The 25,242-nt window shown below is 70.8% G+C and carries 21 protein-coding genes, 1 tRNA gene and 1 pseudogene; 11 read left to right on the forward strand and 12 right to left on the reverse strand.

Annotation, left to right across the window (positions count from 1 at the left end):
* Positions 1 to 91 precede the first annotated feature (91 nt).
* The 4 genes from serS to ABS41_RS10755 all read left to right on the forward strand — a co-directional run bounded on the left by serS (position 92) and on the right by ABS41_RS10755 (position 3,212).
* The gene (gene serS, locus ABS41_RS10740; RefSeq protein WP_290593776.1) at positions 92 to 1,372 is read left to right on the forward strand and encodes a serine--tRNA ligase; all 1,281 of its coding nucleotides are present in this window, start codon (positions 92 to 94) and stop codon (positions 1,370 to 1,372) included.
* Positions 1,369 to 2,340: a LysR family transcriptional regulator gene (locus ABS41_RS10745; RefSeq protein WP_290593778.1), complete on the forward strand. Its 972-nt coding sequence runs from the start codon at positions 1,369 to 1,371 to the stop codon at positions 2,338 to 2,340. Before serS ends, ABS41_RS10745 begins: the two co-directional genes overlap by 4 nt.
* Before the next feature lie 22 nt (positions 2,341 to 2,362).
* Positions 2,363 to 2,452 (forward strand) — tRNA-Ser (locus ABS41_RS10750).
* A gap of 16 nt (positions 2,453 to 2,468) precedes the next feature.
* On the forward strand, positions 2,469 to 3,212 hold the full coding sequence (locus ABS41_RS10755) for a TSUP family transporter (protein WP_290593780.1): 744 nt from the start codon (positions 2,469 to 2,471) through the stop codon (positions 3,210 to 3,212).
* Positions 3,213 to 3,214: 2 nt separating this feature from the next.
* Here the strand turns inward: ABS41_RS10755 and ABS41_RS10760 are convergent, their stop codons facing one another.
* On the reverse strand, positions 3,215 to 4,186 hold the full coding sequence (locus ABS41_RS10760; RefSeq protein ID WP_290593782.1) for a CPBP family intramembrane glutamic endopeptidase: 972 nt from the start codon (positions 4,184 to 4,186) through the stop codon (positions 3,215 to 3,217).
* Between the two features lie 263 nt (positions 4,187 to 4,449).
* Here ABS41_RS10760 and ABS41_RS10765 point away from each other — a divergent pair, with 263 nt between their 5' ends.
* The gene (locus tag ABS41_RS10765; RefSeq protein WP_290593784.1) at positions 4,450 to 5,100 is read left to right on the forward strand and encodes a response regulator; all 651 of its coding nucleotides are present in this window, start codon (positions 4,450 to 4,452) and stop codon (positions 5,098 to 5,100) included.
* A 69-nt stretch (positions 5,101 to 5,169) separates the two neighbouring features.
* On the opposite strand, the gene ABS41_RS10770 is transcribed toward ABS41_RS10765, so the two are convergent.
* A complete protein-coding gene (locus tag ABS41_RS10770; RefSeq protein ID WP_290593786.1) occupies positions 5,170 to 8,103 on the reverse strand; it encodes an Rne/Rng family ribonuclease in 2,934 nt (977 codons plus the stop codon).
* 365 nt (positions 8,104 to 8,468) lie between these two features.
* Here ABS41_RS10770 and ABS41_RS10775 point away from each other — a divergent pair, with 365 nt between their 5' ends.
* Complete coding sequence (locus ABS41_RS10775; RefSeq protein ID WP_290593788.1) at positions 8,469 to 9,428, forward strand: RluA family pseudouridine synthase; 960 nt, start codon at positions 8,469 to 8,471, stop codon at positions 9,426 to 9,428.
* Positions 9,429 to 9,443: 15 nt separating this feature from the next.
* Here the strand turns inward: ABS41_RS10775 and ABS41_RS10780 are convergent, their stop codons facing one another.
* Positions 9,444 to 9,794 (reverse strand): 4a-hydroxytetrahydrobiopterin dehydratase, encoded by a 351-nt coding sequence (locus ABS41_RS10780; protein ID WP_290593792.1) that lies wholly within the window; start codon positions 9,792 to 9,794, stop codon positions 9,444 to 9,446.
* A 57-nt stretch (positions 9,795 to 9,851) separates the two neighbouring features.
* Here ABS41_RS10780 and ABS41_RS10785 point away from each other — a divergent pair, with 57 nt between their 5' ends.
* Positions 9,852 to 10,439, forward strand: a complete 588-nt coding sequence (locus tag ABS41_RS10785; protein WP_290593794.1) for an NfuA family Fe-S biogenesis protein — start codon at positions 9,852 to 9,854, stop codon at positions 10,437 to 10,439.
* A gap of 87 nt (positions 10,440 to 10,526) precedes the next feature.
* On the forward strand, positions 10,527 to 11,900 hold the full coding sequence (locus ABS41_RS10790; protein WP_290593796.1) for a hypothetical protein: 1,374 nt from the start codon (positions 10,527 to 10,529) through the stop codon (positions 11,898 to 11,900).
* 67 nt (positions 11,901 to 11,967) lie between these two features.
* On the opposite strand, the gene ABS41_RS10795 is transcribed toward ABS41_RS10790, so the two are convergent.
* Both ABS41_RS10795 and ABS41_RS10800 read right to left on the reverse strand, forming a co-directional pair.
* On the reverse strand, positions 11,968 to 12,321 hold the full coding sequence (locus ABS41_RS10795; RefSeq protein WP_290593798.1) for a cytochrome c: 354 nt from the start codon (positions 12,319 to 12,321) through the stop codon (positions 11,968 to 11,970).
* 11 nt (positions 12,322 to 12,332) lie between these two features.
* Positions 12,333 to 12,659: a cytochrome c gene (locus ABS41_RS10800; protein WP_290593800.1), complete on the reverse strand. Its 327-nt coding sequence runs from the start codon at positions 12,657 to 12,659 to the stop codon at positions 12,333 to 12,335.
* Between the two features lie 202 nt (positions 12,660 to 12,861).
* On the opposite strand from ABS41_RS10800, the gene ABS41_RS10805 reads away from it, so the two are divergent.
* From ABS41_RS10805 to ABS41_RS10815, 3 genes are read left to right on the forward strand one after another with little or no spacing between them, the layout of a single operon-like run.
* On the forward strand, positions 12,862 to 14,019 hold the full coding sequence (locus ABS41_RS10805) for an efflux RND transporter periplasmic adaptor subunit (RefSeq protein WP_290593802.1): 1,158 nt from the start codon (positions 12,862 to 12,864) through the stop codon (positions 14,017 to 14,019).
* Between the two features lie 3 nt (positions 14,020 to 14,022).
* On the forward strand, positions 14,023 to 17,457 hold the full coding sequence (locus ABS41_RS10810) for an efflux RND transporter permease subunit (RefSeq protein ID WP_290593804.1): 3,435 nt from the start codon (positions 14,023 to 14,025) through the stop codon (positions 17,455 to 17,457).
* Positions 17,454 to 20,549 (forward strand): efflux RND transporter permease subunit, encoded by a 3,096-nt coding sequence (locus ABS41_RS10815; RefSeq protein WP_290593806.1) that lies wholly within the window; start codon positions 17,454 to 17,456, stop codon positions 20,547 to 20,549. The genes ABS41_RS10810 and ABS41_RS10815 overlap by 4 nt, the downstream gene beginning before the upstream one ends.
* Here ABS41_RS10815 and ABS41_RS10820 read toward each other — a convergent pair.
* From ABS41_RS10820 to ABS41_RS10850, 7 genes and pseudogenes are all read right to left on the reverse strand, one after another.
* A complete protein-coding gene (locus ABS41_RS10820) occupies positions 20,542 to 21,756 on the reverse strand; it encodes a TraB/GumN family protein (protein ID WP_290593808.1) in 1,215 nt (404 codons plus the stop codon). The genes ABS41_RS10815 and ABS41_RS10820 overlap by 8 nt on opposite strands.
* Positions 21,753 to 22,597 (reverse strand): annotated as a pseudogene (locus tag ABS41_RS10825) (carbon-nitrogen hydrolase). Before ABS41_RS10825 ends, ABS41_RS10820 begins: the two are co-directional and overlap by 4 nt.
* Positions 22,594 to 23,625, reverse strand: a complete 1,032-nt coding sequence (locus tag ABS41_RS10830) for an agmatine deiminase family protein (protein WP_290593810.1) — start codon at positions 23,623 to 23,625, stop codon at positions 22,594 to 22,596. The pseudogene ABS41_RS10825 and the gene ABS41_RS10830 overlap by 4 nt, the downstream one beginning before the upstream one ends.
* Positions 23,626 to 23,631: 6 nt before the next feature.
* Positions 23,632 to 23,970, reverse strand: a complete 339-nt coding sequence (locus ABS41_RS10835; RefSeq protein ID WP_290593812.1) for a hypothetical protein — start codon at positions 23,968 to 23,970, stop codon at positions 23,632 to 23,634.
* Positions 23,971 to 24,118: 148 nt separating this feature from the next.
* Entirely contained in the window at positions 24,119 to 24,244 is a 126-nt protein-coding gene (ykgO, locus tag ABS41_RS10840) for a type B 50S ribosomal protein L36 (protein WP_005913193.1), read from the reverse strand.
* Positions 24,245 to 24,327: 83 nt separating this feature from the next.
* Complete coding sequence (locus tag ABS41_RS10845) at positions 24,328 to 24,954, reverse strand: TetR/AcrR family transcriptional regulator (protein ID WP_290594377.1); 627 nt, start codon at positions 24,952 to 24,954, stop codon at positions 24,328 to 24,330.
* 6 nt (positions 24,955 to 24,960) lie between these two features.
* Complete coding sequence (locus ABS41_RS10850) at positions 24,961 to 25,218, reverse strand: acyl-CoA-binding protein (protein WP_290594379.1); 258 nt, start codon at positions 25,216 to 25,218, stop codon at positions 24,961 to 24,963.
* Positions 25,219 to 25,242: the final 24 nt, after the last annotated feature.

Below are 25,242 nucleotides of genomic sequence, written 5' to 3' on the forward strand. Positions count from 1 at the left end.
CGACGGGCCCGGATTAGCCATGTTTTTCGTTGCGGACGCCGCCGTGAGGGCGCGATAATGAACCGGCCCGTTTCATTTCCGGAATGATCCCATGCTCGATCCCCAGCTCCTGCGCGGCCAGCTCGCCGACACCGCCGCGCGCCTGAAGGCCACCCGCGGCTTCGAGCTCGACGTCGCCGGCCTTGAGCGCCTGGAAGCCGAGCGCAAGCAGATCCAGACCCGCACGCAGGAGCTGCAGAACCTGCGCAACACCCGCTCCAAGGCCATCGGCATGGCCAAGGCCAAGGGCGAGGACACCAGCGCGCTGATGGCCGAAGTGGCCGGCCTGGCCGACGAGCTCAAGGCCTCGGAAGCGCGCCTGGAAGCCATCCGCGCCGAACTCGACGCGATCGCCCTGGCCATTCCGAACCTGCCGCACGAAAGCGTGCCGCCGGGCAGCGATGAAACCCAGAACCAGGAAGTCTCGCGCTGGGGCACGCCGCGCGCGTTTGATTTCGCCGTGAAGGACCACGTCGAGCTCGGTGCCCGCGACGGCTGGCTCGACGGCGACGCCGGCGCCAGGCTCAGCGGCGCGCGCTTCACCGTGCTGCGTGGCCAGCTCGCGCGCCTGCACCGCGCCCTGGCCCAGTTCATGCTCGAACTGCACACCGGCGAGCACGGCTACCTCGAGGCCAACGTGCCGCTGATCGTCAACGCCGAGAGCATGCAGGGCACCGGCCAGCTGCCCAAGTTCGAGGAAGACCTGTTCGCCACCGACGTGGGCGACTCGCGCCGCTACCTGATCCCCACCAGCGAAGTGCCGCTGACCAACCTGGTGCGCGACGAAATCGTCGAGGACGCCGCGCTGCCGATGCGCCTGAGCGCGCATTCGATGTGCTTCCGCGCCGAGGCCGGCAGCCACGGCCGCGACACCCGCGGCATGATCCGCCAGCATCAGTTCGAGAAGGTGGAGCTGGTCTCGATCGCGCGCCCGCACGAGTCTGACGCGGAGCACGAGCGCATGACGCGCTGCGCCGAAGTGGTTCTCGAGAAGCTGGGCCTGCCGTACCGCAAGGTGCTGCTGTGCACCGGCGACATGGGCTTCGGCGCCCGCAAGACCTACGACCTCGAGGTGTGGCTGCCCAGCCAGGGCACCTACCGCGAGATCAGCAGCTGCTCGAACTGTGGCGACTTCCAGGCGCGCCGCATGCAGGCCCGCTGGCGCAACCCGGCCACCGGCAAGCCCGAGCCGCTGCACACGCTCAACGGTTCCGGCGTGGCGGTTGGCCGCGCCCTGATCGCGGTGATGGAGAACTACCAGAACGCCGACGGCAGCATCGAGGTGCCCGCCGTGCTGCGTCCCTACATGGGCGGCCAGGAGCGCATCGGATGAACCACCCGGACCTCAACGACCTGCAGTTCTTCGCGATGGTGGTCGAACACGGCGGCTTCGCCGCGGCCGAGCGCGCCCTGGGCGTGCCCAAGTCGCGCCTGAGCCGGCGCATCGCCCAGCTCGAGTCCGACCTGGGCGTGCGCCTGCTGCAGCGTTCGACCCGCAAGTTCGCGGTCACCGAGGTGGGGCAGAGCGTGTACCGCCACGCCCAGACCATGCTCGCCGAGGCCCAGGCCGCGCGCGAGGCGGTCGACCGCGTCAGCGCCGCGCCGCGCGGCATCATCAAGGTCAGCTGCCCGGTGGCGCTGGCGCAGGAGCTGCTGGCGCCGCTGCTGCCGGGCTTCATGAAGCAGCACCCGCAGGTGCGCATCCAGCTGCACGTGAGCAACCGCCGCGTGGACGTGATCCAGGAGGGCTTCGACGTGGCCCTGCGCGTGCGCAGCCAGCTCACCGACGACGGCGAGATGGTGGCGCGCAGCTTCGGCCAGCTGCGCGAGCTGCTGGTGGCCAGCCCGCGCTACCTCGACCGCGTGGGCCGCCCGAAGCTGCCCGCCGACCTGGCCGGCCACACCACGCTGAGCATGAGCGAGGACGACGCCCGCCAGCGCTGGACCCTGCACGGCCCCGAGGGGCAGGTGCAGCGCGTGGACCTGACCCCGGCCCTGATGGCCCAGGACTTCCCGCTGCTGCTGGCCGCCGCGCGCGACGGCCTGGGCGTGGTGCTGCTGCCCGAACTCAGCTGCGCCGAGGCCATCCGCAACGGCGAGCTCGAGGTCGTCCTGCCGGACTGGAACCTGCCGCAGGGCATCTGCCACGCCATCTACCCCTCGCGCCGCGGCCTGCTGCCGGCGGTGCGCGCCTTCATCGACTTCCTGGCCGAAGTGCTGCCCGCCAAGATCCAGGACAGCAAGCTCAAGTGCGGCACGCCCGGCGGCGTGCCCTGTGAAAAAATGCCGCCGTCGCCCTAGGCGCGGCGCCATGCGAAAGCGGGGAAGAGTGGCCGAGCGGTTTAAGGCACCGGTCTTGAAAACCGGCGAAGGGTCAAACCTTCCGTGGGTTCGAATCCCACCTCTTCCGCCAACCGCGGAGGGCTGACGTGGACGCGACGCTGCTCGCCTGGCTGCTGCTCGCGGTCGCCGTCGTGGCGCTGCTGTATTCGAGCGTCGGCCACGCCGGGGCGTCGGGCTATATCGCGGTGATGACGCTGGCGGGGCTGGCGCCGGCCGAGATCCGGCCGCTGGCGCTGGCGCTGAACGTGGTCGTGGCCAGCATCGCCACCTGGCAGTTCTGGCGCGCCGGTCATTTCTCCTGGCGCCTGTTCTGGCCCTTCGCGCTGGCGGCGATGCCGATGGCGGCCCTCGGTGGCTCGCTGGACGTGCCGCTGCGACTGTTCCAGGTGCTGGTCGGCATCGTGCTGCTGCTCTCGGCGCTGCAGCTGCTGCTGCGCAAGCCGGCCGAACGGGCGCCGCGCCCGCCGTCCACCTCGCTGGCGCTGGTCGTGGGCGCGCTGCTCGGCCTGCTCGCGGGCCTGACGGGCACCGGCGGCGGCATCTTCCTCACGCCGCTGCTGGTGCTCTCGGGCTGGGCGCGGGCACCGTCGGCGGCGGCGGTGTCGGCACCCTTCATCCTGCTCAATTCGAGCGCCGGCCTGCTGGGACTGGCCTGGAGCGGCGGCGGGCTGGCGGTGCTTCCCGTGGAGTTTCCGGCGTTCGTGGTGGCCGTTGTCGGTGGTGGCCTGCTGGGATCGTGGCTGGGCAGCCGCCGGTTGCCGGGCCTGGTGATCCGGCGACTGCTGGCCGCGGTGCTGGTGGTGGCGGGCCTGAAGCTGCTGCTGACCTGAACTCAGAGCAGGCCGGCATCGCGCAGCGCCAGCGCCGCGCCGTTGTATCCACCGTGCGCGATGATGCAGGCGAGCACCGAGCGGGTGCGCAGGAACAATGCCGCCAGCAGCGCGCCCAGGCCCAGTGCGGCCAGCGCCCCCGCCGCGCCGCCCGGCAGGTGCACCGCGGCGTAGGCGAGGGCGGACAACCCGGCCGCCGGCACGGCGCCGATGGCGCGGCGGGCGATGGGCACCAGCCAGCCGCGGAAAGCGACTTCCTCGAGGAAAGGCGCGTACACCGCGGCGACCAGCAGCATGCCGATCGAGAACGAGGGCAGGCGCAGCGCGTGCGCCGGCTCGCCGACGAGCAGTGGCCACAGCGCCTCGAGCACGCCCACCCATGCCAGGCCCAGCACGGCGACCGCCAGCGCCAGCGCCAGGGTGGACGGCGCCGGGCGGTCGCTGCCCGCCAGGCGCGGCAGGCCGTGCTGCGCGCCGCACGACCACCACGCCACCAGCACCGTGCCGCTGGGCAGCAACAGCATCAGCAGCACCATCGCCAGCGAGTCGCTCCATTCGCCCGGCACCAGCGGGTTGGGCAGGTCGTTGAAGACGAAGGCGTGGGCGCGGCAGGGCGTGGCGCCCGACTCGCGCACCAGGCCGTCGAGCGTGGTCTTGGCCACCAGCAACTCGTAGTCGTGCAGGCGCGAGAAGCTGGCCGAAACCATGTCGGGCGGGCAGCTGCGCGGGCGATGGCGCTCGAAGGCACCGGCCTCGACGCGGCCGTGGCGGAACACCGGGTGGCCGGTGACGTACTGCTCCAGCGCTTGCAGCTGCTGCGGCGTGCCCTGCACCCAGACCAGGCTCCGGTCGTGGTTTCCCATCGTGGTGAGCGCGAACAGGCAGGCGGCGGTGACCACGAGCATCAGCGCCGGAAGCGCCAGCGACAGCAGGAGCAGGCCGAGGCGCTGGAACGGTCCGGGGCGGGGCGTCATGCCGGCTCCGAAGGTGGCGGGATGGTCGAGCATGGCGTGGCCGGCGCGTCGGGGGCGTCGGCGCTTGGCGGCGGGCTGGGTAGGAATTCTCGGCTGCCGCGCCTGCCGATTCACGACGGCCCGCGAGTTTGTCCGCTCCGGATAACCGGGTTGCCGATGCTTGCGTGGCGTAGGAAATCGCTTAACGGCATAAGGGAGTCTTGCCATTGCCGTGGCCGGGTGCCTGGCCTAGCGTGGTTCACGAGTCCGGGGAGGGACCGCAAGTGATCCGAGTCTTCATCATCGACGACCACGCGCTGGTGCGCACCGGCTACCGGCTCATCCTCGAGCAGGGCGGCGAGGTCGAGATCGTCGGCGAGGCCGCCACCGGCGAGGAAGCGCTGGCGCGCATCCGCAAGCTGCGGCCCGACGTGGTGCTGTGCGACCTGCACCTTCCGGGCATCAGCGGGCTGGATGTCACCGAGCGCCTGGTGCGCTCCGACCTCGGCGTGCGCGTGGTCATCGTTTCGATCCAGGAAGACGGGCCGATGCCGCGGCGACTCATCGAGGCGGGTGCGTCGGGCTACCTGGGCAAGGGTTGCGACCCGCAGGAGCTGCTGCGGGCGGTGCGCGACGTGTTCCGCGGCCGCCGCTACCTCGCCACCGACGTGGCCCAGCGCATGGCCTTCGACGGCTTCGGCGGCCAGGCTTCGCCCTTCGACCAGCTCTCGCCGCGCGAGTTGCAGGTGGCGCGCCTGCTGTGCCAGGGCCTGCGCATGGAGGAAATCGGCCGTCGCCTCAGCCTCAGCGGCAAGACGGTGGCCACCCACAAATACCGCCTGTACGAAAAGCTCGGCATCCGCGACGCCATCGCGCTGGCGCGCCTGGCCGGCCAGCACGGCGTCTGCGATCCGGCGTCGGCGCTGACGGTCTAGTCGGGGCCAGGCATCCGGAAAGAACAAAGGCGCCTTGCGGCGCCTTTGTCTTGGAACGGAGTGGGGAGCTCAGCCGTTCTTTTCGGGCGCGTTCGCGTCCGGCTGGCCGGGTTCGGCCAGCGTCCAGTCCGGCGCGGCCGGCAGCTCGGGCGCCGGCTCGGCCTGGGGCGCCACCGGGGCCGCGGCCAGCGGCTCGGCCTCGAGCGGGATCAGGCTCGGCTGCATCGGCGCGGGCGGCGTCAGGCTGAAGCCGTTGGCCGGGGCCTGCGTGGCCGCCGGCACCACCACGGGGGCCGGGGCTTCGACGGTTTCCAGCGCAGCCGGCGCTTCCACCACCGGCTCGACGTCAGCGGTCTCGGCAGCAGCAAGCTCAACCACCACCGGCTCGTTCGCCGGCGCCAGCGGTGCGGGCGCGGCTTCCACCGACTCCATCGCATCGGCCGGCGGTACGTCGACCGAAACAACGGCCGCGACAACCGCCGGCGCCGCGGCAGCGACCACCGGAGCCGCCGCCGTCACGACCGGCGCGGCCACCGGGGCCGGACCGAGGTCATCGAAGTCAGACTCGGAGGCGCTCACCGGCGCAGCGGCGACGGCCCGCGGCGCGGCCTCGCCTTCGGCCGAGCCTTCGCCATCCTCGTCGCCGGCATCGCCGGAATCGTCCAGCCCGTCCTCGCCATGGGCCTGGCCTTCGCCCGGCGTGCCATCGCCACGACGGCGACGACGGCCACCGCGACGACCGCGACGACGACGGCCGGTGCCCTCGGCCGCGGCGCCCTCGGCGCCCGGCACGGCCACGCCCTCGACCACCTCGGCGGCGGACACGGCGCTGTCGACGTCGTCCAGGGTTTCGGCCGCGGCGCCTTCGGCCAGCGCAACACCGGCCACGCCGCCGGCGGCTTCGGCCGCCTGGCGGGCGGCGCGCGCCTCGCGGCGCTCCTGCTCACGCCGGATGTTCTCCTGGCGCTGCTGCTCGCGGCGCTCGGCGTCCTTCTTCTGGTTCTCTTCGCGGCGCTGCTGCGCCTCGAGGCGCTTGGCCTCCTCGAGCTTCTTCTGCTCCTCGCTGCGCTCGGGCTTGGGCGGCTTGCCCTTGCCCTGGCCCTGCGGCTGGGCCTGGCCCTGCGCCTGCTGCGGCTTGCCGCCGCGGTCGCGCTCGATGCGCTCGCGGCGGTTGCCGCGCTCGCCACGCTCGCGGCGACCACCGCGCTCGTTGCGCTCGGCGCGCTCGTCGCGGCCGTTGCGCTCGCCGCGGCGCGGCTGCGCCGCCTCGGCGGCCGGCGCGTCGTCGCCGGTGAAGACGGCCATCAGGCGGGCGAAGAAGCCGCGCTTGGGCGCCGGGGCCTGCACGAACACCGGGGCCGGGGCGGCCTGCGGGGCGGGCGCCTCTTCGCGCACCGGCGCCGGGTTCGGCGGGCGCACGGCGGTGACGGCCGGCAGGTCGGGCACGTTGATGTGGGCCTTGGTCAGCGAATGCACGGCCAGCTTGCGCGGGGTGGTGCGGTGGTAGCTGGGCTTGCCCGACTCCTCGCCCAGCTCGTTCTCGCGCAGGCGGCTGATGTTGAAGTGCGGCGTCTCGAGCTGGTCGTCGGCGACGATGACCACCGGCGCCTCGTGGCGCTGCTCGATCTCGATCAGGGCGCGGCGCTTCTCGTTGAGCAGGTAGTTGGCGATTTCCGGCGGGGCCTGCACCAGCACCTGCCCGGTGTTCTCCTTCATCGCGTGCTCCTCGAGCAGGCGCAGGATCGACAGCGACAGCGACTCGACGCTGCGCATGCGGCCGTGGCCTTCGCAGCGCGGGCAGACGATCTGGCTCGATTCGCCCAGCGACGGACGCAGGCGCTGGCGGCTCATCTCGAGCAGGCCGAAGCGCGAGATGCGGCCGATCTGCACGCGGGCGCGGTCCTGCTTGAGCGCCTGCTGCAGGCGCTCCTCGACCTGGCGCTGGTGCTTGCCCGAGCTCATGTCGATGAAGTCGATCACCACCAGGCCGCCCAGGTCGCGCAGGCGCATCTGGCGGGCCACCTCGTCGGCGGCCTCGAGGTTGGTGTTGAACGCCGTCTCCTCGATGTCGCCGCCCTTGGTGGCGCGCGCCGAGTTGACGTCGATGGCGGTCAGCGCCTCGGTCTGGTCGACCACGATCGAGCCACCCGAGGGCAGGCGGACCTGGCGCTCGTAGGCGTTCTCGATCTGCGATTCGATCTGGTAGCGGTTGAACAGCGGCGTCGGGTCTTCGTAGAACTTGAGCTTGCGCAGGTTCTGCGGCATCACCGACTGCATGAAGTCGCGCGCTTCGTCGTAGAGCTCCCTGGTGTCGACCAGGATCTCGCCCACGTCGGCGCGCAGGTAGTCGCGCAGGGCGCGGATGATCAGGCGCGATTCCTGGTAGATCAGGAAGGGCGCCGGCTTGCTCAGGGCGGCATCGGTGATCGACTTCCAGACCTGCAGCAGGTAGTCCAGGTCCCACTGCAGCTCGTCGGCGGCGCGGCCGACGCCGGCGGTGCGGATGATCACGCCCATCTCCTCGGGGATGGTCAGCGCGTCCATCGCCTCCTTGAGGGCGGCGCGGTCGTCGCCCTCGACCCGGCGCGAGACGCCGCCGGCGGTGGGCGAGTTGGGCATCAGCACCATGTAGCGGCCGGCCAGCGAGATGAAGGTGGTCAGGGCGGCGCCCTTGTTGCCGCGCTCCTCCTTGTCCACCTGCACGACCACTTCCTGGCCTTCGCGCAGGAACTCCTTCAGGCCGGCCTTGTTCGGGTCGACGCCGGGCACGAAGTAGTCGCGGGAGATTTCCTTCAGCGGCAGGAAGCCGTGGCGCTCGCCGCCGTATTCAACGAAGGCCGCCTCGAGGGACGGCTCGAGCCGGACGATGCGGCCCTTGTAGATGTTGGACTTCTTCTGCTCTTTCGAGGGCTGCTCGATGTCGATGTCGTACAGGTTCTGGCCATCGACGATCGCCACGCGCAGTTCTTCGGCCTGCGTGGCATTGATCAGCATACGCTTCATGGTGGATTCCTCACGCGCTCTACCGCGAGGAACGCCGGGGTCCGCGCCCGATGTTTCGGGCCCGGGGCGCGTTGCGCACCCGGGCCTGGCAGGAACTTCCAGCGCTACAAACCTTGGGCGAACCCACGGGAGCGCTTGTCTTGTTTTGTTCGGTCGTTGGGCCCGGACCCCGCCTGGCGGCGTCCGGTGTTCGCAGGCCCGCAGGCCGGCGGCAATATCCGTCCGCCTTCGGCACCGGCTAACATGGTCACCCCCGTGGGGTGTGGTAGCGGTTCCTCGGGATTCGGCGGGGTCGGCTTTCGGCCGGGGAGCCCCTTCGAAATCAGGACGTTATCTCGCGAAGCGATTGTATAGGGGCAACCCCCATGGCGGCAAACGATGTCTCGACCGGCGTGAGACTGGTCCGGGTCCCGGCGGACCGGGACGGCCAGCGGCTGGACAATTTCCTGCTGCTGCAGCTAAAGGGCGCCCCGCGCAGCCTGGTCTACAAGCTGGTGCGCAGCGGGCAGGTGCGCATCAACGGCAAGCGGGCCAAGGCCGACAGCCGCCTGGCCGGGGGCGACGAGGTGCGCATCCCGCCGGTCCGGCTCGAGGCCCCGGGCGAGGCCCGGACCCCGCCCAAGGGCATGCTCGAGCGCCTGGCGGCCAGCATCGTGTTCGAGGACAAGGCCATCCTGGCCCTCAACAAGCCCAGCGGCATCGCCACCCACGGCGGCAGCGGCATCAGCTTCGGCGTCATCGAGGCGCTGCGGGCGCTGCGCCCGGACGAGCCGCTGGAACTGGTGCACCGCCTGGACCGGGACACCTCGGGCGTGCTGGTGCTGGCCAAGAAGCGCTCGGCCCTGCTCGAGCTGCAGGCCCTGATGCGCGCCGGCGAGGACGACGAGGGCCCGGCCAAGCGCTACCTGGCGCTGCTGGTGGGGCGGGTGCCCAACGGCACGCTGACGGTGGACGCGCCGCTGCAGAAGTCGGTGCTGCAGGGCGGCGAGCGCATGGTGCGGGTCGATCCCTCCGGCAAGCCCTCGACCAGCCACTTCAAGGTGCTCGAGCGCCGCGGCGGCCACAGTTTCTGCGAGGTGCGCATCGAAACCGGCCGCACCCACCAGATCCGCGTGCACGCGGCGCACCTGGGCCACCCGGTGGCCGGCGACGAGAAATACGGCGACCGCGAGGCCAACAAGCGCCTGGCCGAGCAGGCCGGCCTGCGCCGGCTGTTCCTGCACGCGGCCTCGATCGAGTTCGCCCTCGAGGGTGGCGCCAAGCCCTACCTCATCAACGCGCCGCTGGCCGACGAACTCACCGCCGTGCTCGATCGCCTCGGCTGAGGTGAGGCAGGGCCTTCAGCGGGACTGCGCGGCGAGCCGCTCGGCTTTCGCGGCGCAGGTGAAGTCGTTTTCGCTCAGGCCGCCCACGTCGTGGGTGGAAAAGCGCACCACGGCGCGGTCGTAGTGCACGCCCAGGTCGGGGTGGTGGTCCTCGGCGTGGGCGACGTAGGCCAGCGCGTTCACGAAGGCCATCGTGCGGTGGTAGTCCGGGAAGCGGAAGGTCTTGCTGATGGCCGCGCCGTCCTCGATGGCCGACCAGCCGGGCAGGGCGGCAAGGCGGGTGGCCACGGTGGCGGCGTCGAGCTGGTGCTGCGGGCCCTTGAGCGGCTGGCAGCGGCGGTCGGCGAGTTCATTGATCGTGGTCATGACAGCGTTCCGGTCCGGGAGGGGCGAAGTATAGGTCGCGGCGGTAGAATGCGCGCCATGATCAACCTCACCGACGCTGCACAGGGTTACTTCCGCCGCCTGCTCGAATCGCAGGGTGGCGACGTGGTGGGCATCCGCCTCTCGGCCGTCGAGCCCGGCACGCCTCGCGCCGACGCGCGCCTGGAGTTCTGCGAGCCGGTCGACCTGCGCGGCGACGAGTGGGCCATCGAGTGCCAGGGTTTCGTGCTGTATGTCGACTCCGACAGCGTGCCCTGGCTGGATGCCGCCGAAATCGATTTCGCCGCCAATGCCACCGGCGGCCAGCTCAGCATCCGCGCCCCGCGCATCAAGGGCGAGGCGCCGGCGGGCAACGCCAGCCTGGTCGAGCGCGTGCGCTGGATGATCGAGTCGGAGATCAACCCGCAGCTGGCTTCGCACAAGGGACGCGTCGCGCTCGATTCGATCGACGCCGACGGTGTCGTGTACCTGCGTTTCGGCGGCGGCTGCCACGGTTGCGGCATGGCCGACGTCACGCTCAAGCAGGGCATCGAAAAGCAGATGGTGGCGCGTTTCCCCGAGGTGACCGCCGTGCGCGACGCCACCGACCACAGCACCGGCAGCGCGCCCTACATAGCCCGCGGCTGAATATCGCCGTCCGGCGGGTTCACGGCTTAACCGATTTTTTGCGTGGCTTGCCGGTAGTCTCTGCGGGCCCTCCCCAGACGCCGGCCCGTGAGCGACGACATCGAGCAACGCGACCCCGCGCAAGACCTGGTCGATGCCGACCATCGCTGGCGCCCGATCCCCGACGTCGATCCGATGCCGCTCTCGCAGCGCATCGGCATCTTCCTGCTCATCCTCGGCGGCCACCTGCTGGCCTTCTGGATGCTCGACAACAACCGCTTCACCGATTCGCTGCCGCCGCAGCGCGAGACGACGATGGTGCTGCTGTTTCCCGAGCCCTTGCCCGAGCCTGAGCCCGAGCCCGAGCCCGAGCCCGAGCCCGAGCCTGAGCCAGAACCCGAACCCGAACCCGTCACGGAGCCCGAACCGGTGCCCGAGCCGGAGCCCACGCCGGAACCCGAACCCGAGCCGACGCCGGAACCTGAGCCTGAGCCCACGGTCGAACCCGAGCCGGAACCCGAACCCGAGCCCGAACCCGAGCCCCAGCCGGAACCGCTGCCCGACACCGAACCCCAGCCGGTCGAAATCCCCGCGCCGCGACCGGACATTCCGCTGCCGACGATCGACCGGCCGGTGCTGGATGCGGTCGAGGTCGACACGCCCCGGCCCGAGTCGGTGCTGCCCGTGCCGGTTCCGGTGACGGTGGACATGGCCGTCGAGGAAGCGCTGCCCAGCGCCGCGCCGGAGCGCCTGCAGGTCGAGGCGCCGACGCTGGCGCCGGAAAAGAAGAAGACCCGCATCGCGGTCGACCCGGTCACGCTCGAGCCGATCGAACTCGATTTCGCCGACGAGCCGGCCGAGGCGCCCCTGGCCGCGGAGGCCGCGATGCCGCCGCCCGCCGGCGCGCTGATCGCCGTCGAGCCGACGCCGCGCGCGGGTCCGCCGGGTGGTGCGCTCTCGCTCTACAACCCCGACGGTTCGCTGGTGCTGCCCGACGAGGTGCGCGACCAGATCGCGGGCGCCGATGGCGCCGACAAGCAGTTCGGCTTCCAGCTGCCCGGCCTGGCCGAGTCCGAAGCCTTCATGAAGCGGCGTCCGGTGCTGGAGTACACGCCGACCCAGTTCGATGCCAACTGGCGGCCCACCAAGGACGTGCTGACCGAACTGCTGGAGCGGGCCGTCGAGGCCACCACCGGCACCGTGGACATTCCCATTCCCGGCAGCCCCGGCACCAAGCTGCGTTGCACGGTGGTCGTGCTCGCCGCCGGCGGCGCCTGCGGCTTCGTCAACAACAACGACGGCTACGTGGTCAACGCCGGCGACGACCCGGACACGCTCAGTGCCGAAGAGCAGCGCCAGTGCGCGCTGTGGTGGGAGCGCATCGTCGGTCCGGGAAGCCAGGAAGAGTGGCGGCGCACGCGCGCGCTCTACGATCGCGAGTGCCGCAAGCCGCCGGCGAAGGACGCGATGCCGCCGGGCTGAGGCCGCGCCGGGACGAAAAGAAAAGGCCCCGCGATGCGGGGCCTTTTATTGATGCGTCGGGCGCGGATCAGCGCTCGTCGATCTTGCTCAGGTCGCGCAGGTCGCCCTTCTGGGCGGCGTAGAACGCCGAGAGGTCGTCGATGTCGGCGTCGCTCAGCGGCGCGGCCATGCCGGCCATGATGGCGTTCTGGCGGTCGCCGGAACGATAGTCGCGCAGCGACTTGGCCAGGTACTCGGGGTACTGGCCGGCCAGCTTCGGGTAGCTCGGGTCGAGCGACTCGTTGCCGGTGGGGCCGTGGCAGGCGGCGCAGGACTTGGACTTCTCCTGGCCGGCGGCGACGTTGCCCTTGGGCGCGGCAGCGAAGGCCGGCGCGGCGAGGGCGAGCAGGGAAACCAGGGCGATGCGGCGGACGTTGGTCATTTTCGCGGCCCTCACTTCGCCGGCTTGATGCTGGACAGGTAGGCGGCGATGTCGGCGATCTCCTGGTCGGAGAAGGACTCGGCCTGGGCCTGCATGGTCGGGTGCTTGCGCTCGCCCTTCTTGTAGGCGACCAGCGCGGCCACGAGGTAGGCCTCGTTCTGGCCGCCGACCTTGGGCACGCGGTAGGTCGGGTAGGCGTTCTTGTAGTCGGCGATGCCGTGGCAGCCGGTGCAGGTGTAGAACAGGGCCTTGCCGTTTTCCGGGTCGCCGCTGGCGGCGGCGGGCAGGGCGGCGAGGGCGAGCACGAGGCTGGCGGCGGGCAACAGGATTCGCTTCATCAGGTGTCGTTCCGGCTCGAAAGGGTCGGGCGGCGTTAAACCGAAAGTATAGCCGCAGCATCGGACGCTAGACGAGGGGGTTGGTCCGGGGAGCGCCGGGGGGACGATCCGGCCGTCACATGGACTTCCGGCATATGCGCACCGACCCGCCCGAGCTGTACTGTCCTATTCAACTAAAACACCCCCGCCAGAAGCCCTGCCCATGAAGACTTCCCGCCGCGTCCCCCTGTCCCGCACCGCCGCCGCCCTGGCGCTGGCGATTTCCCTGGCCCTGGCTGGCTGCGGGGGCGGTGGCGCCCCCTCGGGTGAAGGCGCCGAGGCCGCCAAGACCGCCGACGGCAAGCCCGCGGAAAAGAAGGTCGAGGCGGTGGCCGTCGAAGTGGCCGCCGTGGCGCGCCGCCCGATCTCGGCCAGCTACACCGGCACCGCCAACCTCGAGGCGCCGTCCGAGGCCCAGGTGGTGGCCAAGACCTCCGGCGTGCTGCTGCAGCTGCTGGCCGAGGAGGGCGACAAGGTGAAGGCCGGCCAGGTGCTGGCGCGCATCGACCCCGACCGCCCGCGCCTGGAGATGGAGCGCGCCCGCGCCACCGTCAGCAAGCTCGAGAACAACTACCGCCGTTCGCAGGAGCTGCTGGCCTCCAAGATGGTCAGCGCCGAGGCCAGCGACCAGATCCGCTTCGACCTCGAGGCCGCGCGCGCGGCCTACCAGATCGCCCAGCTCGAGCTGTCGTACACCAACATCGTCGCGCCCATCGACGGCGTCATCGCCAGCCGCGCGGTCAAGCCCGGCAACCTGATCCAGCTCAACTCCTCGCTGTTCCGCATCATCGACGACTCGCGCCTGGAGGCCGTGCTCAACGTGCCCGAGCGCGACCTGGCGACGATGCGCGAAGGCCTGGCCGTTCGCATGGTGGCCGACGCCCTGCCGGGACAGGTGTTCGAAGGCGTCATCGACCGCGTCAGCCCGGTGGTCGACGGCGGCAGCGGCACCTTCCGCGTCGTCACCGCCTTCCCGGGCGGCCAGGGCCTGCGCCCGGGCATGTTCGGCCGCATCGAGGTGGTCTACGACCAGCGCGCCAATGCCCTGACCGTGCCGCGCGCGGCCCTGGTCGAGGACGCCGGCCAGGCCTCGGTGTACGCCGTTCGCGAGAACAAGGCCGTGCGCGTGCCGGTCGAGCTCGGGCACCTGAGCGGCGAGCTGGCCGAGATCCGCAGGGGCCTGTCCGAAGGCGAGCAGGTCGTCACCGCCGGCAAGGTCACGCTGCGCGACGGCGCGGCGGTCGAAGTCATCAACGCCCCGTCCGCGGCCGCCGCCACGGACGTGGGCCAGGTCGCCGCCGCCGCCACCGCCGGGAACTGAGCCATGAGCCTTGCCGAGTTTTCCGTACGCCGTCGCGTCACCGTGCTGATGGCGACGGCGACGATGGTGCTGTTCGGCCTGATCGGGCTGTTCGGCCTGCCGGTGAACCTGCTGCCGGACCTGAGCTACCCGACCCTGACCGTGCGCACCGAGTACACCGGCGCCGCACCCTCGGAAATCGAAACGCTGATCACCGAGCCGGTCGAGGAGGCCGTGGGCGTGGTCAAGGGCTTGCGCAAGCTCAAGTCGGTCTCGCGCACGGGCCAGAGCGACGTGGTGCTCGAGTTCGCCTGGGGCACCGACATGGACCGCGCCAGCCTCGAGGTCCGCGACAAGCTCGAGACCCTGCGCCTGCCGCTGGAGGCCGAGGCCCCGGTGCTGCTGCGCTTCAACCCGTCCACCGAGCCGGTGATGCGCCTCGTGCTGGCCGACGCCGGCCGCTCCGAGGACGCCGCCGCGCTGGTGGCGCTGCGCCGCTACGCCGACGAGGAGCTCAAGAAGCAGCTCGAGCCGGTCGAGGGCGTCGCCGCGGTGAAGGCCGGCGGCGGCCTGGAGGACGAGATCCAGGTCGAGATCGACCAGCAGAAGCTGGCGCGCCTGAACCTGGGCATCGGCACCGTGATCGACCGCCTGCGCGCCGAGAACGTGAACATCTCAGGCGGCCGCATCGAGGACGGCAGCCAGCGCTACCTGGTGCGCACCATCAACCAGTTCGCCGACGTGGACCAGATCCGCGACCTGCTGGTGACCCCGCGCAGCACCGGCGGCGGCGACAGCGCCGCGCAGGAAGCCGCGGCGGCCGCCGCGCGCGTGGCGGCCATCACCGGTTCGGCCGAGGCGCTGGCCGCCTCGGCCTCGGCGCAGAGCGCCGCCCGCGGCGGCGGCAACGCCGCGGCCGGCGGCCAGGCCGTGCGCCTGCGCGACGTCGCCACCATCACCCAGGGCTTCAAGGAACGCGAGTCGATCATCCGCCTCGGCGGCATGGAGGCCGTGGAGCTGGCCATCTACAAGGAAGGCGACGCCAACACCGTCAGCGTGGCCGACGCGGTGCACGAGTCGCTCGAACGCATCCGCAAGGAGCTGCCCGCCGGCGTCGAGCTGACCGTGGTCGACGACCAGGCCATCTTCATCCGCCAGGCCCTGGCCGACGTGCGCTACGACGCCCTGCTGGGCGGCGGCCTGGCCATCCTGCTGATTTTCTTCTTCCTGCGCGATGGCTGGTCCACCTTCGTCATCTCGCTGTCGCTGCCGATCTCGCTGATCGCCACCTTCTTCTTCATGGACCAGATGAGCCTGAGCCTGAACGTCATGTCGCTCGGCGGCCTGGCGCTGGCCACGGGCCTGGTGGTGGACGACTCGATCGTGGTGCTCGAATCGATCGCCAAGGCGCGCGAGCGCGGGCTGGGCATCGTCGAGGCGGCCGTGGCCGGCACCCGCGAGGTGAGCATGGCCGTGGTCGCTTCCACGCTGACCAACGTGGCGGTGTTCCTGCCGCTGGTGTTCGTCGAGGGCGTGGCCGGCCAGCTGTTCAAGGACCAGGCGCTGACGATCTCGATCGCCATCCTGATGTCGCTGGTGGTCTCGCTGACCCTGATCCCGATGCTGTCCTCGCTCAAGGCCAAGGCGCCGCTGGCCTTCCCGGCCGAGGCGCCCGCGCCGCGCTGGGAGCCGAAGAACCCCGCGCTGCGCGCGGTGGCCTCCGGCCGCCGCGGCCTGGGCGCGGTCGCGGGCGGCCTGGTGTTCGGACTTGCCTGGCTGGTGACCACGGTCTTCCGCGGAATCATCGTGCCGCTGGGACGCGGCCTGTCCTGGCTGGGCCACTACGTCATGCTGCCCTACGAGTGGGCCGAGCGCCGGTACGCCCGCCTGCTGCCGGCCGCGCTGGCCCGCCCGGGCCGCGTGCTGGGCTTCGCCGCCGCCGCCTTCGCGGTGTCGCTGGCGATGGTGCCGACCCTGGGCCTGGACATGATCCCGCCCCTGGCCCAGGACCGCTTCGAAATGACCGTCAAGCTGCCCGCCGGCACCCAGCTGCGCGACACCGACGCCGTGCTGCGCGCGGTGCAGGAGCAGCACGCCGACGAGCCGGGCGTGCGCGCCCTGTACGGCGTCAGCGGCAGCGGCACGCGCCTGGACGCGAACCCGACCGAGTCGGGCGAGCACATCGGCAAGCTCACCGTGGTGCTGGGCGAGGGCCACACGCCGGCCACCGAGGCCGCCGCCACCGCCAGCCTGCGCCAGACCATGGCCACCCGCTTCCCCGGCGCCGAGGTGAAGTTCGGCCGGCCGGAGATCTTCAGCTTCTCCACGCCGCTGGAGATCGAACTGCACGGCGCCGACCTGGCCGAGCTGGAGGCCGCGGGCCGCCAGCTGGTGCAGCTGATGGAAGGCTCCGACCGCTTCGTGGACATCAAGTCCACCGTCGCCGAGGGCTACCCGGAGATCCAGATCCGCTTCGACCAGGAGCGCGCCGCGGCCCTGGGCCTGACCACGCGCCAGATCGCCGACCAGGTGGTGCGCAAGGTGCGCGGCGAAGTGGCCACGCGCTACAGCTTCCTCGACCGCAAGATCGACGTGCTGGTGCGTACCCAGGCCGCCGACCGCGCCTCGGTGCAGGACATCCGCAAGCTCATCGTCAATCCCGAGTCGGCCGTGCCGGTGACGCTCGATTCCGTGGCCGAGGTCATCCAGACCACTGGCCCGGGCGAGATCCACCACGCCAACCAGGGCCGCGTGGCCGTGGTGTCGGCGGGCCTGGCCTACGGCGACCTGGGTTCGGCCGTGGCCGAGGTCCAGCAGCTGGTGGCCGACAATCCGCTGTCGGGCGGCGTCGGCCTGCGCATCGGCGGCCAGGGCGAGGAACTCGCCGCGTCGGTGGCCTCGCTGGTGTTCGCCTTCGGCCTGGCCATCTTCCTGGTCTACCTGGTGATGGCTTCGCAGTTCGAGTCGCTGCTGCATCCGTTCGTGATCATGTTCACCATCCCGCTGGCCATGGTCGGCGCGGTGCTGGCCCTGCTGGTGACCCGCTCGAGCCTGTCGGTGGTGGTGTTCATCGGCCTGATCCTGCTGGTGGGCATCGTGGTCAAGAACGCCATCCTGCTGATCGACAAGGTCAACCAGCTGCGCATGGCCGGCGTGCCCAAGCACCAGGCCCTGGTCGAGGGCGCCAGTTCGCGCCTGCGGCCGATCGCCATGACCTCGCTGACCGCGCTGCTGGGCTTCCTGCCCATGGCCCTGGCCACGGGCGAGGGCGCCGAGGTGCGCGCGCCGATGGCGGCCACGGTGATCGGCGGCCTGGCCGTGTCCACGCTGCTGACGCTGGTGGTGATCCCGGTGGTCTACAACCTGATGGACCGCCGCAGCGACGAGAGCTATGTCGAACGCGCCAGGCCCATCGTGATCGACGAGGGCGAGGGCGAGGCGGAAGGAGCGCGCGCATGAGCATCGCCGAGCTGAGCATGCGCCGTCCGGTGACGGTGATCATGTTTTTCATCTCGATGGTGGTGATCGGCCTGATCGCCGCCTTCCGCCTGCCGCTGGAGCAGTTCCCGGACCTCAACGCCCCCTTCATCGCGGTCGAGCTGCCGTACCCGGGCTCGACCCCCGAGGAGGTCGAGCGCGGCCTGGTGCGGCCGGTGGAGGAGGCCCTGTCCACCCTGCAGGGCATCAAGAACATCAACTCGATGAGCCGCGCCGACGGCGGCAGCGTCTGGATCGAGTTCACCGACTGGGACCGCGACGTCGAGGTGCTGGCTTCGGAGGCGCGCGAGCGCATCGACGCCATCCGCGACGAGCTGCCGGACGACTTCCAGCGCTACCAGGTGATGAAGTTCTCCACCAGCGACAGCCCGATCCTGCGGGTGCGCCTGGCCAGCGAGCGCGACCTCACCGACGACTACGACCTGATCGACCTGAAGATCAAGCGCGAGCTCGAGCGCCTGCCGGGCGTGGCCCGCGTGGAGATTTCCGGCGCGACCCCGAACGAGGTCGAGATCGCCATCCAGGCCAACCGCCTCGCGGCGCACGGCCTGAGCCTCAACGACCTGGCGCGCACCCTGCAGCAGGTCAACTTCTCGGTCTCGGCCGGCAACATCGACGACGGCGGCCGCCGACTGCGCGTGCAGCCGGTGGGCGAACTGCGCGACGTGCAGGAGCTGCGCGACCTGGTCATCGGCGCCAACGGCCTGCGCCTGTCGGACGTGGCCGACGTGCGGCTCAAGCCGCAGCGGATGAACTACGGCCGCCGCCTCGAGGGCCGGCCGGCGGTCGGCATCGACGTGTTCAAGGAGCGCAACGCCAACCTGGTCGAGGTGGCGCGCAACACCCTGGCCGAGATCGAGCGCATCGGCACCGACCCGGACCTGCGCGGCGTGCGCATGATCCTGATCGAGGACCAGGGCGACAACGTCACCAGCTCCCTGCTCGAGCTCACCGAGGCCGGCATCATCGGCCTGGTGCTCTCGGTGGCGGTGTTGTTCTTCTTCCTGCGCCACTGGCCGTCCACGCTGATGGTCAGCCTGGCCATCCCGATCTGCTTCATCATGACCCTGGGCTTCATGCACTTCCTGGGCGTCACGCTCAACGTGCTGACCATGATGGGCCTGCTGCTGGCGGTGGGCATGCTGGTGGACAACGCCGTCGTGGTGGTCGAGAGCATCTACCAGGAGCGCGAGAAGCACCCGGGCAACCCGCGCTGGGCCTCGGTGGTGGGCACGCGCCACGTCGCCATCGCGCTTTCGGCCGGCACGCTGAGCCACTGCATCGTCTTCGTGCCCAACCTGTTCGGCGAGACCAACCAGATCTCGATCTTCATGGTGCAGATCGCCGTGACGATCACCGTCTCGCTGCTGGCCTCCTGGCTGGTGGCCATCAGCCTGATCCCGATGCTGTCGGCGCGCATGAAGACGCCGCCGGCGGCCACCGCCCGCACCGGCATGATCGCCCGCATGCAGGATGGCTACGCGCGCTTCCTGGAGTGGACCTTGCGCCACCGCTGGACCAGCGTGGGCGGCATCCTGCTGATCGTGGCGGTGAGCATCGTGCCCATGACCCAGACCAAGACCGACTTCTTCTACCAGGAGCCGGGCCGCGAGCTGGACATGTTCTACCGCTGGAACAGCGCCTATTCGCTGCCGCAGATCTCCGAGGAAGTGGCCCGGGTCGAGCGCTACCTCGACGAGAACCGCGAGGCCCTGCAGATCGAGCAGATCTACTCGTGGTACAGCGAGCAGGGCTGGGCCGGCACCAAGATCACGCTGCGCAGCGACGGCCGCGGCCTGCGCGACCCGCTCGAGGTGATGGAGCAGATCCGCCGCGAGATGCCCAAGTCGGCCCGCGGCACCGTCGGCTTCGAGCAGGGCGGCAACCAGGGCGGGCAGGGCGGCGGCGACAAGGTGCAGGTCTCCCTGATCGGCGATTCCTCGGCCCAGCTCAAGCTGCTGGCCGAGGCGCTGGTGCCTCAGCTGGCGACCCGCAAGGAGGCCCTGCGCGACGTGCGCGTGGATACCGGCGACGAGAACGCCGAGCTGGCCATCAGCGTCGACCGCGAGAAGGCCCTGACCTACGGCTTCAGCGCCGAGGAAGTGGCGCGCTACGTCGGCACCGCCCTGCGCGGCACGCCGCTGCGCGAGTTCCGCCGCGGCGAGACCGAGGTGCCGGTGTGGGTGCGTTTCGACGGCTCCGAGCAGTTCGGCCTCGAGGACCTGGCCGGCTTCACCCTGCGCGCACCCAATGGCACCTCCATCCCGCTGCTGGCGCTGGTGAACGTCAACACCCAGGCCGCGGCCACGCAGGTGTTCCGCCAGAACCGCCGCACCACCCTCAACATCGAGGCCAACCTGGCCGAGGGCGCCACCGCGCCCGATGCCCGCAAGGCGATGGAGGAGGTGCTGTCGGCCACCGAGCTGCCCGCGGGCTACACCTGGAGCTTCGACGGCGTGTTCCGGCGCAACGACGAGGCCGGCGCGCAGATGGCCTTCAACACCCTGATCGCGCTGCTGATGATCTACGTGGTGATGGCGGCGGTGTTCGAGTCGCTGCTGTTCCCGGCGGCGATCATGAGCTCGATCGTGTTCTCGATCTTCGGCGTGTTCTGGCTGTTCTGGATCACCGGGACGGTGTTCACGATCATGGCCTCGATCGGCATATTGGTGTTGATGGGCGTGGTGGTGAACAACGGCATCGTGATGGTCGAGCACATCAACACGCTCAGGCGACAGGGCCTGGATCGCACGACGGCGTTGGTGCAGGGCAGCCGCGACCGCCTGCGACCGATCCTGATGACCATGGGCACGGCGATCCTGGGCATGGTGCCGATCGCGCTGAGCAGCACGCAGATGGCCGGCAGCGGCCCGCCGTACTACCCGATGGCCCGCGCCATCGCCGGCGGCCTGGCGTTCTCGACCCTCGTCAGCCTGCTGTTCCTGCCGACGATCTACGCCATCCTCGACGACATGGCCGCGGGCGTTTCCGCCCGCATCGCCAGGGCCCGGGCCAAGGCCCCGCTGGCGGGAGCCGCCCCGGCCGTCAGGTGAGCTTGCTGACCAGGTTGGCACCGCCGATCCACACCGCGACGGCGGTGCCCAGGCTGGTGAGGAAGAAGTTCACCAGCACCCGGGCCACGCGGTTCTTCCACCAGCCGGTGACGTGGCCGGTGTCGTCGCGCAGGCGCAGGAAGTCCGCATAGGTGGGCTTGCGCACCCAGGCCTCGACCGCGGCGCTGACCGTGCCCGAGGCCAGGGCCGGGTGCAGCGGGGTGAAGGGCGAGGAGATCGCCGCGGCCAGGATGCTCAGCGGGTGGCCGCCGGCCGCCAGGCAGCCCAGCGCGCCGCCGACGGCGGTGATCAGCGCCCACTGGAGCACCAGCTCGCCGCCGAAGGCCGCGCCGCCCTGGACCCAGCCCCAGGCGAAGCCGCCGAGCAGGAACACCGCCAGGAAGATCGTGAACCACGGGATGTTGCTGCTGCGCGGCAGCGCGTCGAGCTCCGACAGCGCGGCCGCCGGGTCGTCCTGGTCGCCACGCAGGTGCTCGGCCAGGCCCTTGAGGTGGCCCGCGCCGACCACCGCCAGCACCTCGCGGCCGCCGTCGGCAGCCACCTGGCGCAGGCGCGCGGCCATGTAGCGGTCGCGCTCGGCGATCACGGCGCGGTAGAGCGGCGGGCTGCCCTCGGCGAACTCGCCGAAGCTCGATTCGAGCACGTCGCCCTGCTTGAGCTTCTCGATCTCGCCGGCCTCGACTTCCTCGTCGGCCAGCAGGCTGGCGCCCAGACCGGCGATGAGCTTGGTGCGGCCCCAGAAACCCAGGCCGCCGAAGGCCCGGCGCAGGGTGATGCCCACGTCGCGGTCCACCAGCGCCAGGCGCAGCCCGCGCTCGGTGGCGCCCACGGCCGCGGCCTTGAGTTCGGCGCCTGGCTCGACCTTGAGCTGCTCGGCCAGGCGCCGCTGGTAGGCGGACAGCGCGAGGTTGGCGGCCACCAGGCCGGTCTTGCCCTCGCGCAGGATCTGGAACAGGTCCAGGCGCGAGAGCGCGTCGGGGTCGGTCAACGCGACATGGCGCTGGGCGTCGAGCTCGACCGCGATGGTGTCGTAGCGGCCGCTGGCCAGCGCAGCCTCGACCGCCTCGACGCTGGCCTGCGACACGTGCGCGGTGCCGAGCAGGGTGTAGCGCACGCCCTCGCGTTCGACGATGGCGTAGGGCTGGTCGTGCAGGCCGTCCGGGACGGCGCCGTCCGCGGCGTTCAATCGCGGTACCGCTTGAGCAGGTCGGCGTAGGCGTCGATGCGGCGGTCGCGCAGGAAGGGCCAGATGCGGCGCACGTGTTCGCTGCGGCCCAGGTCCACGTCGGCCACCAGCACCTGCGGCTCATCGGTGCCGGCCTCGGCGATGAATTCTCCCTGCGGGCCCAGCACGTGGCTGGTGCCCCAGAAGCGGATGCCCGAGGCACCGAGCGGCGAGGGCTCGTGCCCGATGCGGTTGCAGCTGAGCACCGGCAGGCCGTTGGCGACCGCGTGGCCGCGGTGGCTGAGCACCCAGGCGCCGCGCTGCCGGTCCTTCTCGTCCTGGACGTCGTCCGGGTCCCAGCCGATGGCGGTGGGGTAGAGCAGCAGCTCGGCGCCGGCCAGCGCCATCAGGCGCGCGGCTTCCGGATACCACTGGTCCCAGCACACCAGCACGCGCCCGGCGTGAAGTAGAACTTCTCGTAAAAGCCCGGGTCGTCGGGGATGTGCATCTTGCGGTACTTGCCGGCGATGGAGCCGTCGGTTTCGAACACCACCGCGGTGTTGTGGTACAGGCCCGCGGCGCGGCGCTCGAACAGCGAGGACACCAGCACCACGCCGTGCTTTTTCGCCAGCGCGCCCAGTCGCCCGGTGCTCGGCCCGGGGATGGGCTCGGCGCGGTCGAATTCGTGGGTGGACTCGTGCTGGCAGAAATAGGCGCCGTTGTGCAGTTCCTGCAGCAGCACCAGCTTCGCGCCGGCCGCGGCGGCCTCGGCCACGCGCAGTTCGATGTTGGCCAGGTTGGCCTCGACGTCGCCGTGGTCGCGGTCCTGGACCAGGGCGACGCGCAGGGTTTTGTTGTTCATGCCAGCAGGCCTTCGGGAAGTTGCATGGTGACGCAGTGCAGGCTGCCGTTCTGCCAGATCAGCGGCCGGCAGTTCACCGGCACGATCTCGCGGCCCGGGAAGGCAGCGGCCAGCACCTCGGCGGCACGGCCGTCGGCCGGATCGCCATAGGCCGGCATCAGCACGGCGCCGTTGATGATCAGGAAATTGGCGTAGGACGCCGCCAGGCGCCGGCCTTCGTCCAGCACCGGGCGGGCCCAGGGCAGGGGGAAGAGACGGTAGGGGCGGCCGTCGGCGGTGCGCAGGGCGGCGATCTCGCCGGCCATGGCGGTCAGCTCGTGGTAGTGGCTGTCGGACGGGTCGTCGCAGGCCTGGAAGACGATGGCGTCGCCGGGTGCGAGGCGCGCAAGGGTGTCGATATGGGCGTCGGTATCGTCGCCCTCGAGGTAGCCGTGCTCGAGCCAGAGCGTGCGCGACTGCACCAGCTCGCGCTCGAGCAGGGCGGTGATTTCCTCGCGGCTGCGGTCCGGGTGGCGCTCGTGCAGGCAGCGCCAGGTGCTCAGCAGGGTGCCGGCGCCGTCGGTCTCGATGCCGCCGCCCTCGAGCGCGAAGTCCACGCGGCGGTGGCTGGCAGCGCGGAACAGGCCGGCGGCGTGCAGCTTGCCGACGATCTGGTCGTCCAGCCCGGCCTCGAACTTGCCGCCCCAGGCGGTGAAGTGGAAGTCGAGCAGGCGGAAACCTTCGCCCTCGCGCAGGGTGATCGGGCCGGAGTCACGCAGCCAGGTATCGTCGTACTCGACCTCGAAGAAGCGCACGCGGCCGAGGTCCACGCCGGCCGAGCCGAGCTGGGCGGCGGCGCGGGCGCGCAGTTCCGGGCCCGCCACGCAGACCAGGGCCGGCTGGAAGCGGGTGATGGCGGCCACCAGGGCCACGTAGGTCTGCTCGACCTGGGCCAGGCGGTCGGCCCAGTCGGTGCCTTCGTGCGGCCAAGCGAGCAGGACGGCGGACTGGGGTTCCCATTCCGCCGGGAAGCGTAGGTTTGCAGGCATCAGGGTCTACTGGACGGGCTTGGGGCCGACCTCGGCCGGGTGGCTCTTGGCCTGCACGGCGTCGATGACGTGGCTGTGCTCGAAATACACCGAGAAGCCGGCGTAGTCCCAGCGGGTGATCGGCGGGTTGTGCTTGCGGTCGCCGGGGCCGGCCACCGGGGCGTGCTTGCGCTCGGGGGCGCCGAAACGCGCCTCGACCTGGGCCATGGACTGGCCGCGGGCCGGCAGGTTGCCGGATTCGGCGCGCACACGCTCGACCAGCAGGGTGTCGGCAGACGCCGGGGCGGCCTGCAGCAACAGGCCGGTGGACAGCGCCAGGGCCAGGAACAGGGGATGGGCCTTCATGGTGCACCTCCGCGGGTTCGTCGGGATGACGGTTGGGCCGAGGATAATCGCAAATGCGGCCCGGCGGCGCCATCGGGCGCCGGCCGGGGCGCGGAAACGAAAACGCCGGCTTTCGCCGGCGCCTTCGGGTCCAACCTGCCTGCCTGGCTTAGCGCTGGCGGGCCTTGAAACGCGGGTTGGACTTGCAGATCACGAAGACCTTGCCGCGGCGGCGCACGACCTTGCAGTCGCGATGGCGGGTCTTCGCCGACTTCAGGGACGAGAGCACTTTCATGGCAGTTCCTTGGATAGGGTTGGGGCAATAAAGAAGCGGGATTATAGCGGGGTCCAAAACAGCTTGCAATACAACCCCTTGCCTTACTGCCGGTAGGCCTGGGTCAGGTTGTTCAGGTGCAGGCGCTCGGCGTCCCGGAGCAGGGGCGAGAGCAGCATCATCACCTGCACGATGCCGGCCCGGATGGCTTCGTGCTCGTCCCGGTCGCCGCGGACGGAGGCGTAGTTGAGCCAGAAGGTGGCCAGGACCAGGATGTTGGTGGCCGTGGCCTCGACCTCGGCGGCCGAGGCCCGCATCACCCCGGCCTGGACCAGGCCGCGCATGCCCGAGGTGGCGTTGTCGGCCGCCCGCTTGAGGATGCGGGCGAAGCGCAGGCGCAGCCGGCGGTTGCGGCTGAGGATGTCCACCAGGTCGCGGTAGAGGAAGCGGTAGTCCCAGATCGCCTCGAACACCAGGTGCAGCTGCAGCCAGATGTCCTCCAGGTCCCGCAGCCGCCCCTCGGGCGCCACCAGGGCCGTGTCCATGCGCTCTTCGTAGCGCGCGAACAGCTGCTCGATGATGTCGTCCTTGTTGCGGAAGTGGTAATAGAGGTTGCCCGGGCTGATTTCCAGCTCGTCGGCGATATGGTTGGTCGTGACGTTGGGCTCGCCCTGTTCGTTGAACATGGCGAGCGAGGCATCGAGGATGCGCTGGCGGGTCTGCCTGGCCACGCCGGGTCAGCCGCGCAGGGTCTTCACGAGGTCGACGTACTTCTTCATCGCCTGCTCGCTGGACATGCCGGCGAGCTTTTCCCAGGCCTCGTACTTGGCGGTGCCCACGAAATCGAAGAAACCGGGCTTGGGGCCCTTGGCGTCGCCCTCGGAGCCCTGCTTGTAGAGCGCGTAGAGCCTGAGCATGGTGTCGTTGTCGGGCCGCTCGGCAAGGCCCATCACGTCCTTGGCGGCTTTCTGGAACTGTTCTTTCAGGTCGGCCATCGTCTTGCATCCCCCGGGTCAGGC

Origin of the sequence: Arenimonas sp. SCN 70-307 (genome assembly GCF_001724815.1) — a bacterium.
GTDB lineage: Bacteria > Pseudomonadota > Gammaproteobacteria > Xanthomonadales > Xanthomonadaceae > Arenimonas.